Below are 17,358 nucleotides of genomic sequence, written 5' to 3'. Positions count from 1 at the left end.
CAGATTCCCGCCGTCACCGTCGAAGCCCCGGCTCAGCGCGCCCGGCCTGCGGCGGTCACCTCAACGCGACGCTCAGGCGCGACACGCACCGCGCGCGCCAATCGTCGCTCTCCGGCGCAGCAAGTCGCGCCAACCCAGTCAGCATCCTCGAACGGCGCCACCGGCGAACGCGCCAACGGTCCCGTGCGCGGTTTCGTTGCGACGCGCAGCGGCACCGCGACCAAGACGGATACGCCGCTGATCGAAACCCCGCAGTCCGTCTCCGTCGTCACGACCGACCAGGTCAGGAATCAGGGCGCGGTCTCGATCGGCGAGGCGCTGCGCTACACCGCCGGTGTCAGCGGCGACGTCAATGGCGGCTCGGACACCCGTTTCGGCGCCCTCCAGATCCGCGGCTTCGACACCACCATGTCCGGCCTCTACGTCGACGGATTACGGATACCCTCCAGCAACTACGTGCACTTCAACGGCCTTGATCCCTACGGCGCCGAGCGCCTCGAGGTCCTCAAGGGCCCGTCCTCGGCGATGTATGGCGGCAGCGGCACCGGCGGCATCCTCAACTACGTGACCAAGCTGCCGACGGCGCAGCAATTCGGCGAGGTCTCGATCTCCGGCGGCAGCTTCAACCGTTATCAGGGCCAGTTCGACATGGGCGGTCCCGCCAACAAGGACGGCACCGTGCTGTGGCGCCTGACCGGCGTGGTGCGCGACGGCGAGACCCAGGTCGACTTCACCAAGGACAACCGCGTCTTCATCGCGCCCGCCGTCACGTTCCAGCCGAACGAGGACACCACCATCACGATCCTCGCCAACTACCAGCGCGACCGGGCAGGGTGGGGCCTTCAGTTCCTGCCGGCCTCGGGCACGGTGTGGCCGAACAACGGCCGCACCATCCCGATCTCGTTCTTCGCGGGCGTGCCGAGCTTCAACGCGTTCAACACCGAGATCGCGACCGCCGGCTACCAGCTCTCCCACAATTTCACCGACAACATCACGTTCCGGCAGAATTTGCGCTACGCCTATCAGCACAACGAGGAGAAGGTGTTTTTCGGCGGCGGCTATACCGACGAGGCCGCGGGACAGCTCGCGCGTTTCGGCAGCTACAGCAACTCCTACATCAACTCCTTCGCGGTGGACAACCAGCTCCAGGGCAAGTTCACCACCGGCTTCCTCAGCCACACCACGCTGGTCGGGATCGACTATCGCAACACCAGATTCCGCGACACAGCCTTTGGCGTCACCACGTCCGCGCCCGAGATCAACGTCTTCAATCCGGTCTACAGCTACGACTGGACCATGGGCGCCATGAGCGACGACACCGGCGTCAAGCAGTCGCAAGTCGGCCTCTACGCGCAGGATCAGATCAAGCTCGGCCGGCTCTCGTTCCAGCTCAGTGGCCGCCAGGATTTCGTCACGACGCAGGTAGACAGCGGAATCTTCAATACGACCGTCGCGAAGGATGCATCGGCCTTCACCGGCCGCGCCGCATTGATGTACAATTTCGACAACGGCATCGCGCCTTATTTCAGCTATTCGGAATCGTTCCTGCCGGTGCTCGCCACCGGCCCGGGCGGACAGCTGCTCAATCCCGAAACCGGGGTGCAGTACGAGGTGGGCGTCAAGTACCAGCCGCTCGGCTGGAACGCGCTGTTCACCTTCGCCGCCTTCGACCTGACGCGCGACAATGTCGTTACCTTTGCGCCTCCGCTCAACATTGCCGAACAGACCGGGCAAGTAAAATCGCGCGGCCTCGAGCTCGAAGGCACGATGTCGCTCGCCGACGGCTGGAACCTGCGCGCGGCCTATGCCTATGTCGATGCCACGGTCACGCAGGATCCGGTCAATGTCGGCAAGGCGCCGGTCACCGTGCCGCTCAACCGCGCCTCGCTGTGGAACGACTACACGCTTCAGACCGGGCCGCTCGCGGGCCTGCAGTTCGGCGGCGGCGTCCGCTATGTCGGCGCGACCTGGGGCGATGACGCCAACACGTTCAAGGTCGGATCGTCGACCGTGCTGGACGCGCTGCTCGCCTACACAAGGGACAATTGGCGGCTATCGCTGAACGTCACCAATCTCGCCGACACCCGCTATGTCGCCGCCTGTTACAGCCTGTCGGGCTGCTTCTACGCGGAGGGACGCAAGGCCATCGGCAAGCTGACCTACCGCTGGTGAGTTAGGACGAGGGTGAACGATGAGAGCGATATTCGGCAAGCTGCATCGCTGGGCGGGACTGCTGACGGCCGGATTCCTGTTCTTCTCCGGCGTCACCGGCGCGATCATTTCCTGGGACCATGAGATCGACGAGGTCCTGAACAGCCATCTGTTCGACGTCACCAGCAAGGGCCCGGCCATTCCCTCGATCGATCTCGCCAAGATGATCGAGCAGCGCGATCCCCGTGCGCGCGTGGTTTACCTGTTCATGACGCCGGAGGCGGGCCACTCGCTGTGGTTCTTCGTCATGCCCAGGATCGACCCCGCGACCGCCAAGCGTTATGCGCTCGACTACAATCAGATCTTCCTCGATCCCAACACCGGCGCGGAGCTCGGCCGGCGCTATTGGGGCGCGGTGTGGCCCGTGACGCGCGAGAACTTCGTCTCGTTTCTCTACAAGCTGCACTACACCATGCACATCCCGGAATTCTGGGGCAGCGACCGCTGGGGCATGCGCCTGCTCGGCGTGATCGCCATCGTCTGGACCATCGACTGCTTCGTCGGCTTCTACCTGACGCTGCCCTCGCGGCGGCGCGCCAGGGCCGCCCGGGCGCCGCAAGTCACGCGCCAGCTCGAACGCGGCTTCTGGGCGCGCTGGGCGCCGGCGTGGACCATCAAGACTTCGGGCAGCGCCTACCGGATCAATTTCGACATCCACCGCGCTTTCAGCCTGTGGACCTGGGGCGTGCTGTTCATCATCGCCTTCACGGCATTCTCGCTGAACCTCTATTTCGAGGTGTTCTCGCCCCTGATGAAGATGGTGTCGAACTACACGCCGACGCCCTATGAGCAGCGGCCATATCGCGATCTTGACGACCCCATCGAACCCAAGGTCAGCTTCGCCGACATCGTCGCGCGCGCGGCGGCCGACGGCAAGAGGCGAGGGTGGACCGTCCCGGTCGGCTCGGTCAATTACGGCCCGGCCCATGGTGTCTATGCCGCCGCGTTCTTCCATCCGGGCGACGATCACGGCGCCGGCGGCGTCGGCCCGGCGCAGCTCTATTACGACAGCGAGGACGGCCGTCCGATCGGCGAACGGTTGCCCTGGGTCGGCACTGCCGCCGACATCTTCGTGCAGGCGCAATTCCCGCTGCATTCGGGCCGCATCGTGGGGCTGTTCGGCCGCATCCTGATCTCGATCATGGGGCTGGTGGTGGCAGCACTCTCGGTCACCGGAATCGTGATCTGGTGGCGCAAGCGCCGCGCCCGTGTCCGCGTCCGCGAGACGGCGGCGATGCGCCCGAGCCGGCAGCAACTGACGCCGGCGGAGTAGGGCTCCTGGCCGCTCGCGGATGAACCTTCCCGTCCGACATCGGCACAAAGACTGGAGATCAGACCCAGCCCTGTCGGAAATCACATGAGATCGCTCGCCTTGCTCTGCTTGCTCGTTTTCGCCGCGCCCGCCCATGCGGCCGGCCCGGAGCAGCATTATCTCGACCTGCGCGACCGCTACATCGCAAAGTTCTCGAAAGCCGCGGAGAACGACGAGACCTATAAGCAGCACGATGAGGCGCTCAAGGAGTTGACGGGGGTGTTGCGCGGTTTGGTGGGACCGGTCGCGATCAAGGGACTGCCGGCCGACGGCAAGACCAATGCGGACACGCTCTTCAAGGGCGACTCCGGCTTCGGCCATCTCGACGGCCTCGGCCTCGCGTCCGAAGGCGACAAGATGCAAGCGGTGGCGACCACGACCGGCTTGCTCAAGCACTGGCTGCGCGAACACCGCGAGGACGGCATGCCGCAGGAGATCGGCGCGGCATTCAAGTCGGACCGCTTCTACTATCAAGCCATCCAGGACTCCGCCTTCGCCAAATATGCCGAGCTGCCAATCATGAAGCCCGCGGGCACAAGCGCGGCGGTTGCTGTACTGGGCGTGCGCGGCAATGGTGACCTGAAGGGACCGCCGCATGAAATCGACGTCGTCGCAATCCAGGGCGACAAGGTCTTCTTTCTCGCCGCAAGCGACGCGGTGAAGACGGCTGAGATCCCGGCCTGCGAAAAGGTCTGGAAGCGGATGATGGCCAAACCCATCGACAAGAAAGACCCCCGCGGCGACATCACCCGCGAAGACAACGCGATGACCGCGTACACGGCGTGCTTCGCCAAGGAGGCACCAAGCCAGAGCTGGTATGCGACGGCGGTCAAGAAGGCGCAGAGCCAGCTGGAGTTGCTGCCGGTGCGCTAGAACGATCATCCAATTACCTTCGAGAGCTACAGCGTTGCGCGCGGCGCCATCGCTCGAAAATGCGCAATCGGAAATTGCAGCTCGTCCCGCAGATTCAACCGAGGCCCGAGCAGCGCGAAATCGCCCCAAGCCGCATTGACGAGGTCATCGGCAACACCGTTCGCGGATTCGGCGACGACCGTGGAACTCGGTCCCGCCGAGGGGGTTGCATTGCGGTTGGAACCGAACGGGTAGAACACTTGAATCGCCGACAATTCCTGGAAGCCTCGGCATTGACGCCATTGGCAACGCTCCTACCTGGCGCAGTGTCTGCGGCATCGGCGGCGGAGTTGCCGTTTGGCCCCTCTTATGTCCGCGAGCTTGCCCGCAATTTGGCGAGTAAGCCCTTTGCGCCACCAGAGGAAAAGGTCCCGGACGCGCTTAGGGATCTCACCTACGATCAGTACCGATCAATTCGCTTTCTGCCGGAGCGCGCGGCTTGGCGCAGCGAGAAGCTGCCCTTCGAAGTCCAGTTTTTTCACCGCGGGTTCTTTTATAAGAACAAGGTCGACATTTACGAGGTCTCCGGCGGACGAGCCGTACCGATCAGGTACCGGCGCGAGGATTTCGCATTCGGCGACAATATCGGCCAGGTACCGGACGTTGATCTCGGATTTGCCGGCTTTCGCATCCACGCCCCGATCAATCGGGCCGACTATTACGACGAGGTTTGCGCCTTTCTCGGCGCCAGCTACTTCCGTGCGGTTGCCAAAGGCGAGACCTACGGCCTGTCCGCGCGCGGTCTGTCGATCGATACCGGCGAGAGCAAGGGAGAGGAGTTTCCCCTTTTCAAGGCCTTCTGGCTGGAGAAGCCCGCGCCGGGTGCCACATCCGTCGTGGTACATGCGCTGCTCGACAGCAAGAGCGCTACGGCAAGCTATCGCTTCACGATCAGGCCAGGCGCTCCGACGGTCTTCGACGTGGAAATGTCGCTCTATCCGCGGATCGAGCTGCAACATGCCGGCTTGGCGCCCATGACGAGCATGTTCTTTTTCGGTCCGAACGACCGACACGATGTCGACGATTTCCGCCCTGCCGTGCACGATTCCGATGGGCTTGCCGTGTTCAATGGAAAGGGCGAGCAACTCTGGCGTCCGCTCAACAACCCACGCGATCTGCAGGCCAGCACATTCAATGACCTAAATCCGCGCGGCTTCGGTCTGATGCAGCGGGAGAGAAATTTCTTTGCCTACGAGGACATCGAATCGCGCTTTGAGCGTCGCCCGAGCCTCTGGGTCGAACCGATTGGAGATTGGGGAGAGGGCAGTGTGGTCCTGTTTGAGATCCCGACCAAGGAGGAAGTTCACGACAACATCGCCGCCTTCTGGCGCCCGAAAACGCCTCTCCAAGCCAAGAGCGAAAACAACTACACCTACCGCCTGCACTGGGGTCCGGACGCGCCGAAGCCCAATTCCCTGGCCCGATTCACCCGCACAGGCGTTGGCGCGCGGGGCGACGACAGCAAATTGTTCGTGCTCGAGCTCGTCGGCGACGGACTGAAGGCGGTCGATCCCAACAAGGTGAGGGGAGCCGTCAGCGCTGACAAATCCGAGATCAAGAACGTCGTCACGCAGCCAAACCCGGAAACCGGGGGCTGGCGCCTGAGTTTTCAATGCGCCGTGAAGGACGCGCCTATCGAGTTGAGGGCGGTCTTGATGCAAGGCGATCAAGCCATCTCTGAAGTCTGGGTTTACCGATGGGCGCCCTGACGCCGTCACCCGCGCTTTCGCCTGAGCTCGGCATTCGGTATCTTCCCGATGAAACGCCTCTCCCGATGCTGCCCTGCCGATTGGACGCGACCAATCGTGCCTATCCGGCGCGACTACGGACCACCCCTGCCGTTGCAGCGCGGCGCCTGTTCATTCTCGGCGGAACGGTCGCGATCACCGCTGCGGGCGCCTTTGAGATGTACGATGTTCTCAAGGTTGGGGGTGTCACGGTCCTCGAAGGCATGGTGTTTGGGCTGTTTCTCGTGCTGCTCGCCTGGATCGCGTTTTCGTTCGTCTCTTCAGTAGCCGGTTTTTTTGTGCTCCTGCGGGGCCGCCCGGATGTGCTGTCAATTAACACCCACGGTTCGCTGCCCGCGATCAACGGCCGAACGGCAATGCTGTTGCCGACCTACAACGAGGATCAGCATCATCTCATGGCGCGACTCCGCGCCATGTACGAGTCGGTCGGCGAAACCGGACAGGCCCCGTTGTTCGATTGGTTTCTGCTCAGTGACACCACAGATCCGGACATCTGGATTGCCGAGGAGCTTGCGTTTCTAGACCTGCAGCGCAACTGCGGTTCAGACCACCTCTATTATCGTCACCGCTCCGACAACACCGCCCGAAAGTCCGGCAACATCGCCGAATGGGTGAGGCGGTTCGGTGGCGCCTACGACTACATGATCATTCTCGACGCGGACAGTCTGATGAGCGGAGAGACCATCGTTAGGCTGGCGGGCGCGATGGAAGCGAACCCGCAAGCCGCGCTGATTCAGACGCTTCCGATCGTGGTCAATGCGCGAACCCTGATCAGTAGGCTCCAGCAGTTCTCGGGTCGGTTGTACGGTCCGCTGATCGCGGCCGGGAACGCCTGGTGGCACGCCTCAGAGGGCAACTACTGGGGACACAATGCCATCATCAGGGTGCAAGCTTTTGCGCAAGAGGCCGGCTTGCCCGAATTGCGCGGGAGGAAGCCTTTCGGCGGGCACATCCTCAGCCATGATTTTGTGGAAGCCGCACTGATGCGGCGCGCGGGGTGGGGGATTTTCATGGCCCCCGACCTCGGTGGGAGTTTCGAGGAGGTGCCACCGTCGCTACTGGATTTCGCGGCGCGTGACCGCCGCTGGTGTCAGGGCAATCTCCAGCACTTTGCCGTTCTGCCGGCTCGAGGCCTGCACTGGGTCTCCAGGCTTCACCTGCTGACCGGGATCGGCTCCTATCTCACCGCGCCCCTGTGGCTGCTGTTTCTATTGCTCGGAATCCTGATCTCCTTGCAGGCCTATTTCGTCAAGCCGGAGTACTTTCCCAAGGGCTTCTCGTTGTTTCCAACGTGGCCCGCACAGGATCCCGTGCTCGCCGCCTGGGTCTTTGCCGCGACAATGGGGCTCCTCATCGTCCCCAAATTGCTGGCCTACCTCGTTTTGCTCACCAGGCGTGCGGAACGGCAGGCATTCGGCGGCGGATTTCGCGTGCTGCTGGCGGTAGTCGCCGAGAGCTTGCTTGCCGCCTTGATCGCCCCATCCATGATGATCTTTCAATCCACCGCCGTTGCGGAGATCCTGCTGGGGCGTGATGCGGGCTGGCAAGTGCAACGGCGAAGCGATGGCAGGATCACGCGCGATGAAGTCTATCGTAAATTCACGGTGCCGACCCTATGCGGTCTGGCTATGGCGGCAAGCGCCTATGCCGTGTCGCTTCCGCTGCTGCTCTGGATGTCTCCGGTGATCATCGGCCTGGTTTGCGCCATTCCGATCGGTCTCGTCACGTCGACGGCACCGCGAATGGCGCACCTGTTTGCGACCCCCGAGGACAATCGCGCGCCGGCGCTGCTGCAGAGGGCGAGAGAACTTGCCGGCCTGGATCGGATCCAGGCACGCGCGGCTCTGATCGAACTTAGACAGAACCCCGCGTTGCTGGGACCGCACATGCAGTCACTCGAAACGCCGGCTCGCAAATCGGGCCAGATCGACATAGATCTCGCGATCGGCCGGGCCAAGATTGAGCAGAGCGACGATTTCGAGGAAGTCGTCAGCAGCCTCAGCGCACGCGAGACCCTTGCCGTGCTGAAGCACCGAAATGCCCTCGAGCAAGTCATGCGAATGCCGAGAGCTACCGCTTCCGCGGAAGTCTAGGTGATGGCGGTGTAGGACAGGCGTTGACGACCCGGCTGGGCTTGGGCCGAGGGCGAAATGTCTCCTGTAAGCGCGGTGGGTGGTGCCAGCCTACAGCGAACTGCCACCCAAATTCCAACCCCGGCCACCTTCGCCAAATATTTCATAACCCGTCGCCGTCACTACAACCGTATCCTCGAGCTTGATGAACCCGCGCTTCGGATGCTTCATCGTGGTCTCGATCGACACCACCATCCCTGGTTCGAGCGGCAGCCGGGCGTCGGTGTCGTCGTAGGGGATCGGGCCCTTGTCGGTCAGGCGAGGGGCCTCGTGGCTGACGAGGCCCATGCCATGGGCCAAAAACTCCGTGCAGTCGCGCTGGGTGATCCTCGCGAGCTGCCGCTCGGCCGCGACGTAGATGTCACCGCCCATGGCGCCCGGCCGCACCGCAGCGAAGGCGGCGCGCTGGACCGCTTCGATCTCGGCCAGACAGTCCTTCAACTCGGCGTCGGGGTTGCCGAGCACGGCCATGCGCGCGAGGTCGCCGATATAGCCGTGGTAATTGCCCCCGGAATCCAGCGACAGCACGTCCCCTTGCTCCCAGCGCTGCGCCGACGGCGCCCGGTTGTGGCTGCTGCCGCAGGCGAGCAGGCAGTATTCGAAGGTCAGCCCGCGATTGGCTTCGGCGATCCGCAAGGCGTCCGACAATTGCTGCTTGGTCGTGCCCGGGCCGTGTCCGGCGATCACCGCCAGCATCGAGGCAATCACCAGTTCGGACGCCGTCTTGAGTTTTGCCAGCTCCTCCGCCGACTTGACCGCACGCAGCCGCTCCAGCACCAGCAGCGCGTCCTTGAGCTCGGCGCCGGGCAGGGCGTCACTGAGCGCCCGGCCCGCATCCATCGGCAGGAACGCCATCTCGACCCCGACCCGCTTCAGGGGCACGCCGGCGTCGCGGATCAGGCTGACGGCCCGCGTGATCGCATCGACCGAGCCGTTGGACTCGGTCCGGACCTGCGCAATCCATGGCGGCGCGACGGCGCGCTGATGGGTCTCCAGGCGGTGCCCGACATAGACCGCGTGCTCCGGTGCGCCCTTGGGATAGATCAGCACCGGCAGATAGCGGCTGACGCCCAGCGCATCCATGTAGTCGAAGAAGATCGCGCGCTCGGCACCGAGCATGTACTGCACATTGTGCTTGGAGGTCGCGACCAGGACGTCGAGACCGGCCGCCTCCATCAGACGGTCGAGCTTGGCCGCATCGAATGGAATGGCACGCGAGCGATCTGCGCGGGCGACGTTCTCCTGCATGACGAACCTCCAATGCTGCCGTGGGCATCAACCGCTGCGTCGGTTTGCCCGGGGCTTATTTGGCACCAAGTGTGAGCCGAAAGAGGGGTTCTGGGTAGCCACGGAGTTATCTGGCCTGATCTGCACGGCCATATCCGTGATTCGCATAAGGTATATTATGGAATATATTTATATATAATCAGATCAGTTATTTAGCCGGAATTCCTCTCATGGGACCTTCGTTCCTCCTCCTTTTACAGGCCGGCCGTCGCACGTCGCCTCAGCTTTTGACGGCTACTGTGCATGGGGTTGTTTTCGCGTTTTTGAATCCGGCCGATGCCTCCGAAAGCCGATATTGCCGTGACGATGTCCGGCTGCAATAAGCGAAGCTTCGCGAGATCGCAGATGACCTTCTGACCGTCCGTCCGTATAGGTTTGCATCTCAGAACAACAACAAACTTTCCGAGGAAGCAGACCCATGAGCTTTTCCCGCCGCACGCTTCTCAAGGCCTCAGCCGCCACCGCGGTCCTGGGCGGTCTCAGTGCGCCCCATGTGGCCCGCGCCCAGAGCGCCGAGTTCACCTACAAATACGCCAACAACCTGCCGGACACCCATCCGCTGAACGTGCGCGCCAAGGAGATGGCGGCGGCGATCAAGGCCGAGACAGGCGGCAAGTTCGACCTCCAGATCTTCCCGAACAACCAGCTCGGGTCCGACACCGACATGCTGAGCCAGATCCGGTCCGGCGGCGTCGAGTTTTTCACGCTGTCGGGGCTGATCCTGTCGACCCTGGTGCCGGCGGCCTCCATCAACGGCATCGGCTTCGCGTTCCCGGACTACGGCACGGTCTGGAAGGCCATGGACGGCGATCTCGGCGCCTTTGTCCGCGGCGAGATCAAGAAGGCCGGTCTCGAGGTCATGGACAAGATCTGGGACAACGGCTTCCGCCAGACCACGTCGTCGAGCAAGCCGATCACCGGTCCGGACGACCTCAAGGGCTTCAAGATCCGCGTGCCGGTGTCGCCGTTGTGGACCTCGATGTTCAAGGCGTTCGATGCGGCGCCCGCCTCGATCAATTTTGCCGAGGTCTATTCCGCGCTGCAGACCAGGATCGTCGAGGGCCAGGAGAACCCGCTGGCGATCATCTCGACCGCCAAGCTCTACGAAGTCCAGAAATACTGCTCGCTCACCAACCACATGTGGGACGGCTTCTGGTTCCTGGCCAACCGCAAGGCCTGGAGCAGCCTGCCCGAGGATGTGCGCACCATCGTCGCCAAGAACATCAATGCCGCAGCGCTTAAGGAACGTGAGGACACCGCCAAGCTCAATGCCAATCTGCAGCAGGAGCTCGCGGGCAAGGGCCTGACCTTCAACCAGCCCGCGGTCGCGCCGTTCCGCGACAAGCTGCGGTCCGCCGGCTTCTATGCCGAGTGGAAGGGCAAATATGGCGATCAGGCCTGGGACCTGCTGGAAAAGGCCGTCGGCAAGCTGTCGTAACGCGTTGGAGCCGTCATGGCTCATATCGAGGTCGAAGTGAGCGGAGTAGCGGGCGAGGCGACTGTTCGGTCCCCTCGCCGACCTTCCTTGCTGGCCTCGACGGAGCGCGCACTCGGCCTCCTCGTCGAAATCCCGGCGGCGATTTTGGTGGTCGCCGAGATCGCAATCCTGTTTGCCGGCGTGGTCGCGCGCTACGGCCTGCACCGGCCGCTGATCTGGTCGGACGAGCTTGCCTCGATCCTGTTCCTGTGGCTCGCCATGCTGGGCGCGGCGGTCGCGTTCCGCCGCTCCGAGCACATGCGCATGACCGCGGTCGTCGCCAGCGCCAAGCCGGCCACGCGGGCCTGGCTCGATCTGGTCGCGACCTGCGCGGCGCTGGCCTTCCTGGCGCTGATCGTCTGGCCGTCCTGGGATTACGCCTACGAGGAAAGCTTCATCACTACGCCGGCCCTGCAGATCTCCAATATGTGGCGCGCCGCGGCGCTGCCGGCCGGAATCTGCCTGATGGCGGTGTTCGCGCTGTTGCGGCTGCTGCGCGCAGCCGATTACCGCATGGTGCTGACGGCCGCGGTCGCCGTTGCCGTCGTCGTCGGCTTGTTCTGGCTGGCGCAGCCTTATCTGCGACCGCTCGGCAACCTCAACCTCGTCATCTTCTTCGTCGGCGTCGCCGGCTTCTGCGTTTTTGCCGGCGTTCCCATTGCGTTCGGCTTCGGGCTCGCCATCTTCGGCTATCTGGCACTGACCACGCGCACGCCGGTCATGGTGCTGGTCGGGCGGATGGACGAGGGCATGAGCCACCTCATTTTGCTGTCTGTGCCGCTGTTCGTATTTTTGGGGCTGCTGATCGAAATGACCGGCATGGCACGAGCCATGGTGGCATTCCTGGCGAGCCTGCTCGGCCATGTCCGCGGCGGGCTGCATTACGTCCTTGTCGGCGCGATGTACCTGGTCTCCGGCATCTCCGGCGCCAAGGCGGCCGACATGGCGGCGGTCGCGCCCGTGCTGTTCCCGGAGATGAAGCAGCGCGGCGCCAAGCCCGGCGATCTCGTCGCGCTTCTTGCGGCGACCGGCGCGCAGACCGAGACCATTCCGCCGAGCCTCGTGCTGATCACGATCGGATCGGTCACCGGTGTTTCGATCGCCGCTTTGTTCACCGGCGGCCTGCTGCCCGGCGTCGTGCTGGCGATCACGCTGTGCATGCTGGTGTGGTGGCGCTACCGCCACGAGGACATGAGCCATGTCCGCCGCGCCACAGGCGGCGAGATCGGCAAGACCTTCGTCATCGCCCTGCCCGCGCTCGCGCTGCCCTTCGTGATCCGCTACGCCGTGGTCGAAGGCATCGCGACCGCCACCGAAGTCTCCACCATCGGCATCGTCTATGGCGCCCTGGTCGGCCTCCTGGTCTACCGCCGCTTCGACTGGCGGCGGCTGTTTCCGATGCTGGTCGAGACCGCTGCGCTGTCGGGCGCGATCCTGCTGATCATCGGCACGGCCACCGGCATGGCCTGGGGCCTGACGCAATCAGGGTTCTCGCGCTCGCTGGCGTCGGCCATGACCGGATTGCCGGGCGGCGCGGCGACCTTCATCGCCGTCTCGATCCTGGCCTTCACCATCCTCGGCAGCGTGCTGGAGGGCATCCCGGCGATCGTGCTGTTCGGACCGCTGTTGTTTCCGATCGCGCGCGCCGTCGGCGTCCACGAAGTGCATTATGCCATGGTGATCATTCTCGCCATGGGTATCGGGCTATTCGCCCCGCCCTTCGGGGTCGGCTATTATGCCGCCTGCGCCATCGGACGCGTCGATCCGGCCGAAGGCATCAGGCCGATCTGGGGTTATCTGCTGGCGCTGCTGGTAGGATTGATCGTCGTCGCCGTGTTTCCGTGGATCTCGATCGGATTCCTGTAAGCCGGCGCGTGAGGGAGGTGTCGATGAGCGAGCGGCAGAACCAGTACAATATCGGTCTCGACAAGACGCCCGCCAACTATGTGCCGCTGACCCCGTTGAGCTTCCTTGCGCGCAGCGCCGCGGTCTATCCCGATCACGTTAGCACGGTCTACGAGGGGCGCAGCTTCACCTGGCGCGAGACCCATGAGCGCTGCAAGCGCTTCGCTTCGTATCTTGCCGGCAAGGGCATCGGCGTCGGCGACACCATCGCTGCGATGCTGCCGAACATTCCGGCGATGAACGAGGTGCATTTCGCCGTCCCGATGACGGGTGCGGTGCTCAATGCGCTGAACATCCGGCTCGATGCGCCTTCGATCGCATTTCAGCTCGACCATGGCGGCGCAAGGATCATTCTGGTCGATCCCGAGTTTTCCGGTGTGATCACCGACGCGCTCGCGCAGATGAGTGGCCCAAAACCGTTCGTGATCGACGTCGACGACGCCGTATTCAAGGGCGGCAGGCGCATCGGCGAGATCGAGTACGAGGCCGCGCTCGCTCAAGGCGATCCTGACTTCACAGCGATCCTACCGGGCGACGAATGGGACGCGATCGCGCTGAGCTACACCTCGGGCACGACGGGAAATCCCAAGGGCGTCGTCACCCATCATCGCGGCGCCTATCTGAATGCCGTCAGCAACATCCTCGCGGGCCAGCTCGGCCAGCATCCGGTCTATCTCTGGACGCTGCCGATGTTCCACTGCAACGGCTGGTGCTTCCCCTGGACCATCGCGGCAGCCGCCGGCATCAATGTGTGCCTGCGCAAGGTCGAGCCGACCAAGATCTTCGAGCTGATCAAGCAGCACGGCGTCACCCACATGTGCGGCGCGCCGATCGTCTACAACACGCTGATCAACGCACCCGATGCGCCGAAGGGTGGTGCCGCGCGTCGGGTCGTCGGGCTGATCGCCGGTGCCGCGCCGCCGGTCGCGGTGCTCGAGGGCGCCGAGAGCATCGGGATCAAGCTGACGCACGTCTACGGCCTGACCGAGGTGTACGGTCCCGCCTCCGTCTGCGCCGAGCAGCCTGGCTGGGATGATCTGCCCGCAGCCGAGCGCGCCAGCCTGAAGCGGCGGCAGGGCGTGCCCTACCCGCTCGAGGAAGGCGTCACCGTCATCGATCCGCAGACCATGAGGCAGGTGCCGCGCGACGGCGAGACCATCGGCGAAGTCATGTTCCGCGGCAACATCGTGATGAAGGGCTACCTCAAGAACGACAAGGCGACGAAGGAAGCCTTCGAAGGCGGCTGGTTTCACACCGGAGACCTCGGCGTGCTCGACGCGCACGGTTACGTCATCATCAAGGATCGCTCCAAGGACATCATCATTTCCGGCGGCGAGAACATTTCCTCTGTCGAGGTCGAGGACATCCTTTACAAGCACCCCGCCGTGCTGTTCGCCGCAGTGGTCGCAAAGCCCGATCCGAAATGGGGCGAAGTGCCCTGCGCCTTCGTCGAGCTGAAGGACGGCGCGAGCGCGAGCGAAGCCGACATCATCGCCTTCTGCCGCTCGCATATGAGCGGCTTCAAGACGCCGAAGGCCGTGGTGTTCGGGCCGATCCCGAAAACGTCGACGGGAAAGATCCAGAAATTCCTGCTGCGCAACGAAGCGGGATCGGCGAAGGCGATCTCGGCCTGAGCCGATTCCATGGGTCGGCCAGCGCATTGAGAGGCCCCTGCCGCCCTAATTGCTTGATAAAGCTGAACAGGCAAGGCAACTTCCAGCCGAAATCGCCGACATCAATCCGGCGCCCCATCCGCCCAGCCTTCGCCGGTGAAGGCAAAGCTCCCCATTTGAGGCTCTATGGCAGCCACGCCCGCCGACAAGTTGAAGAACTTTCGCATCCGCCGCGCGCCAAAAGGCGGTCGCAAGGCAGCGCCGGGCCCGGACATCGAAGGAAAAATCCTCGATGCGGCAGAGTTCGTCTTTGGGCATTTCGGCTTTCGCGGAGCGACGACGGCACTGATCGCTAAAAAAGCATCGATCGCGAAACCCCACATTTACTATTATTTCGAAGACAAGGAGGATCTGTATCGCGCGGTGCTGGAACGCGCGATGAACATGTGGGCCCGAGACATGGACAGTCTCGACATGACGTCCAACGCCGAGACCATCCTCGTGCGCTACATCAGCAGGAAGATCGATTTCTCGCGAGATCACCCACATCTGTCGCGCATCTATGCCAACGAAATCATCAGCGGCGCTCAATTCATCGGCAGCTTCATCGAAAAAGTCTCGACCCCGTTGCTGCTCGACAAGGTCAAGACGCTCGACCAATGGACCGCGAACGGGGCAATTCGGCCAATCAGCGCTGTCGATCTTTTCTTCTGCATCTGGGCGATGACCCAGGCCTATGCCGATTATTCCAGCCAGATGGTCATCATGAAGGGCAAGAGACAGCTCGAAGAGGCCGACTACACCGCGGCCAAGGCGACGATCGTCCAGCTCGTTCTCGGCGGACTTGGTCTTTCGGGCTCTGCCGAAGCTGGCGCCTAGCCCCTTGTTCGGCCGCTCGTTTTTCGCCAGCGGCCCTGTTTCCCCCTCTCCGCCATTACGCTAACGCGCGGGACATCCTAGTCAGAACTGCACTGGATTTCCGGTTGCAGCGAGGCGTTTGTGCCGATAATCGACGCCGGATCTGAAATTCGCGTTTGTAAAACTATTTTATCGATCGTAAAATTATTTTATCGATCGTTATAAAATGGCATGCCGCTTGCTTCGGCCCGACCTACCGCAAAGTGCGAGCACCCATCGCAGGGACTGCGGCTTCCAACGCGCCGTTGCCCTGCTCCAGCAAATCCGAGGTAGAGGACATGTCATCCAACAGCGGCGACGTTCCCACGCTGATCATCACCGGCGCCCATCCAAAGCTTTACAATCACGACCTTGCTCCAACCGCGCCTGAGGGCCGAACCTGGGGTGTCTTCAGCCTGTTTGCGATGTGGATGTCGGACGTCCACTCGGTCGGCGGCTACACGTTCGCGGCGAGCCTGTTCTTTCTCGGCCTGACCGGCTGGCAGGTGCTGATCTCGATGCTGGTTGGTATCACGGCGGTCTACTTCCTGATGAACCTGATCGGACGGCCCTCGCTACGCTACGGCATTCCGTTCCCGGTCGTGGCCCGCATCTCGTTCGGGGTGATGGGCGCCAATCTCGCCGCCATGGTGCGGGGCGTCGTCGGCATTGTCTGGTACGGCGTGCAGACCTACTTCGCCTCGAAGGCGGTGCAAGTCTTGATCGTCACTCTGATGCCGTCGGCTGCCGATCTCACGCACAACAGCACCGCCGGCCTGTCGACGCTCGCATGGTTCAGCTTCCTTTTCATGTGGCTGTTCCAGCTTCTCATCTTCCTGAGCGGGATGGAGCGCATCCGCCGCTTCATCGATTTCTGCGGACCCGTGGTCTACGTCGTCATGTTCGCGTTGGCGATCTGGATGTTATGGCAGGCCGGTTTCTCGAGCCTGTCGCTTCAACTCAGCCCGCCGGCCGCCACGACCGCGGCGACGATTGGCGTGATGGCGAATGCCGCGATGCTGATCGTGGCCTACTTCTCGGCGCTCCTGCTCAATTTCGGCGACTTCGCCCGGTTCGGCAAGGATGAGCAAGCCATGAAAACGGGCAATCTGCTCGGGCTTCCCGTCAACTTTCTGGTCTTCTCGATCATCACAGTGATCGTGACGGCCGGTACGCTGAAGGTGTTCGGGGAGGCGATCATGGATCCAGTGCTGATCGTGGAGAAGATCGGCAATCCGTTCGTCGTCATTATCGGATCGATCACGTTCATCGTCGCGACGATGGGCATCAACATCGTCGCGAACTTCGTATCGCCGGCTTACGATATCTCCAACCTGAATCCCCAGCGCATCAATTTCAGGCTGGGAGGCCTCATCACGTCGATCCTGTCGGTCCTCGTCTGCCCCTGGCTGTTCGTGGCCAGCCCATCGGCTATCACGCTGTTCGTCAGCATCTTCGGCTCTGCGCTCGGGCCCATGTTCGGCATCATGATCGCCGACTACTATCTCGTGAAGAAGCAGATCGTCGTGCTGGAGGACCTCTATACGATGTCGCCAGCCGGTGAATTCCATTACGACGGCGGCTGGAACTACAAGGCACTGATTGCACTTGCGGTATCCGGCACTCTGTCGATCGGGCTCTCGCTGGCAGGCGCCTATGGACTGATCTTCAACGTCGGCGATTGGGGATGGCTGATCGGGGCCACCGCCGGCGGATTGATCTACCGAGCCCTCTCGAAGGAGCAGAGGCCGGTTTCAGTCATTGTCGGGGCGGGCGAATGACGTTCGAAGTTGCGGGTCCACCGCCATGTCGGCGGCGCCCCCGCAATACTCTTGGCATGCGCGTTCGGTTGAACGCGCATGCT

The 17,358-nt window shown here is 63.0% G+C and carries 11 protein-coding genes; 10 read left to right on the top strand and 1 reads right to left on the bottom strand.

What is annotated here, in order from left to right; genetic code table 11:
- Positions 1–183 precede the first annotated feature (183 nt).
- From AC0L3U_RS01080 to mdoH, 5 genes are all read left to right on the top strand, one after another.
- Positions 184–2,172 (top strand): TonB-dependent siderophore receptor, encoded by a 1,989-nt coding sequence (locus AC0L3U_RS01080; protein ID WP_473360507.1) that lies wholly within the window; start codon positions 184–186, stop codon positions 2,170–2,172.
- Positions 2,173–2,191: 19 nt separating this feature from the next.
- Positions 2,192–3,484 (top strand): siderophore utilization protein FsrB, encoded by a 1,293-nt coding sequence (fsrB, locus tag AC0L3U_RS01075; RefSeq protein WP_473360363.1) that lies wholly within the window; start codon positions 2,192–2,194, stop codon positions 3,482–3,484.
- Between the two features lie 84 nt (positions 3,485–3,568).
- Positions 3,569–4,396: a hypothetical protein gene (locus tag AC0L3U_RS01070; protein ID WP_473360362.1), complete on the top strand. Its 828-nt coding sequence runs from the start codon at positions 3,569–3,571 to the stop codon at positions 4,394–4,396.
- Between the two features lie 239 nt (positions 4,397–4,635).
- The gene (locus AC0L3U_RS01065; RefSeq protein ID WP_473360506.1) at positions 4,636–6,144 is read left to right on the top strand and encodes a glucan biosynthesis protein G; all 1,509 of its coding nucleotides are present in this window, start codon (positions 4,636–4,638) and stop codon (positions 6,142–6,144) included.
- Positions 6,132–8,276 (top strand): glucans biosynthesis glucosyltransferase MdoH, encoded by a 2,145-nt coding sequence (mdoH, locus tag AC0L3U_RS01060; RefSeq protein ID WP_473360361.1) that lies wholly within the window; start codon positions 6,132–6,134, stop codon positions 8,274–8,276. Before AC0L3U_RS01065 ends, mdoH begins: the two co-directional genes overlap by 13 nt.
- A 90-nt stretch (positions 8,277–8,366) precedes the next feature.
- Here the strand turns inward: mdoH and AC0L3U_RS01055 are convergent, their stop codons facing one another.
- Positions 8,367–9,563, bottom strand: coding sequence for a M24 family metallopeptidase (locus AC0L3U_RS01055; RefSeq protein ID WP_473360360.1), 1,197 nt, complete (start codon positions 9,561–9,563; stop codon positions 8,367–8,369).
- 457 nt (positions 9,564–10,020) lie between these two features.
- Here AC0L3U_RS01055 and AC0L3U_RS01050 point away from each other — a divergent pair, with 457 nt between their 5' ends.
- The 5 genes from AC0L3U_RS01050 to AC0L3U_RS01030 all read left to right on the top strand — a co-directional run bounded on the left by AC0L3U_RS01050 (position 10,021) and on the right by AC0L3U_RS01030 (position 17,275).
- Positions 10,021–11,040, top strand: coding sequence for a TRAP transporter substrate-binding protein (locus AC0L3U_RS01050; protein WP_027517958.1), 1,020 nt, complete (start codon positions 10,021–10,023; stop codon positions 11,038–11,040).
- Positions 11,041–11,055: 15 nt separating this feature from the next.
- Entirely contained in the window at positions 11,056–12,945 is a 1,890-nt protein-coding gene (locus tag AC0L3U_RS01045; protein WP_473360359.1) for a TRAP transporter large permease, read from the top strand.
- Positions 12,946–12,968: 23 nt separating this feature from the next.
- Complete coding sequence (locus AC0L3U_RS01040; RefSeq protein WP_473360358.1) at positions 12,969–14,618, top strand: acyl-CoA synthetase; 1,650 nt, start codon at positions 12,969–12,971, stop codon at positions 14,616–14,618.
- A gap of 165 nt (positions 14,619–14,783) precedes the next feature.
- Complete coding sequence (locus AC0L3U_RS01035; RefSeq protein ID WP_456764361.1) at positions 14,784–15,476, top strand: TetR/AcrR family transcriptional regulator; 693 nt, start codon at positions 14,784–14,786, stop codon at positions 15,474–15,476.
- Between the two features lie 317 nt (positions 15,477–15,793).
- Positions 15,794–17,275 (top strand): NCS1 family nucleobase:cation symporter-1, encoded by a 1,482-nt coding sequence (locus AC0L3U_RS01030; protein WP_473360357.1) that lies wholly within the window; start codon positions 15,794–15,796, stop codon positions 17,273–17,275.
- Positions 17,276–17,358: the final 83 nt, after the last annotated feature.

The sequence above is a fragment of the Bradyrhizobium sp. Kon69 genome, assembly GCF_055807515.1.
Note: the sequence above shows the minus strand (reverse complement) of the source record. Positions and strands in the feature narration are given on the sequence as shown.

What these genes read in the sequence shown, in the direction of transcription:
- AC0L3U_RS01035 (WP_456764361.1), top strand. Translation starts at nt 14,784, where the DNA reads ATGGCAGCCACGCCCGCCGACAAGTTGAAGAACTTTCGCATCCGCCGC.
- AC0L3U_RS01070 (WP_473360362.1), top strand. Translation starts at nt 3,569, where the DNA reads ATGAGATCGCTCGCCTTGCTCTGCTTGCTCGTTTTCGCCGCGCCCGCC.
- AC0L3U_RS01055 (WP_473360360.1), bottom strand. Translation starts at nt 9,563, where the DNA reads ATGCAGGAGAACGTCGCCCGCGCAGATCGCTCGCGTGCCATTCCATTC.
- AC0L3U_RS01050 (WP_027517958.1), top strand. Translation starts at nt 10,021, where the DNA reads ATGAGCTTTTCCCGCCGCACGCTTCTCAAGGCCTCAGCCGCCACCGCG.
- fsrB (WP_473360363.1), top strand. Translation starts at nt 2,192, where the DNA reads ATGAGAGCGATATTCGGCAAGCTGCATCGCTGGGCGGGACTGCTGACG.
- AC0L3U_RS01030 (WP_473360357.1), top strand. Translation starts at nt 15,794, where the DNA reads ATGTCATCCAACAGCGGCGACGTTCCCACGCTGATCATCACCGGCGCC.
- AC0L3U_RS01040 (WP_473360358.1), top strand. Translation starts at nt 12,969, where the DNA reads ATGAGCGAGCGGCAGAACCAGTACAATATCGGTCTCGACAAGACGCCC.
- AC0L3U_RS01045 (WP_473360359.1), top strand. Translation starts at nt 11,056, where the DNA reads ATGGCTCATATCGAGGTCGAAGTGAGCGGAGTAGCGGGCGAGGCGACT.
- mdoH (WP_473360361.1), top strand. Translation starts at nt 6,132, where the DNA reads ATGGGCGCCCTGACGCCGTCACCCGCGCTTTCGCCTGAGCTCGGCATT.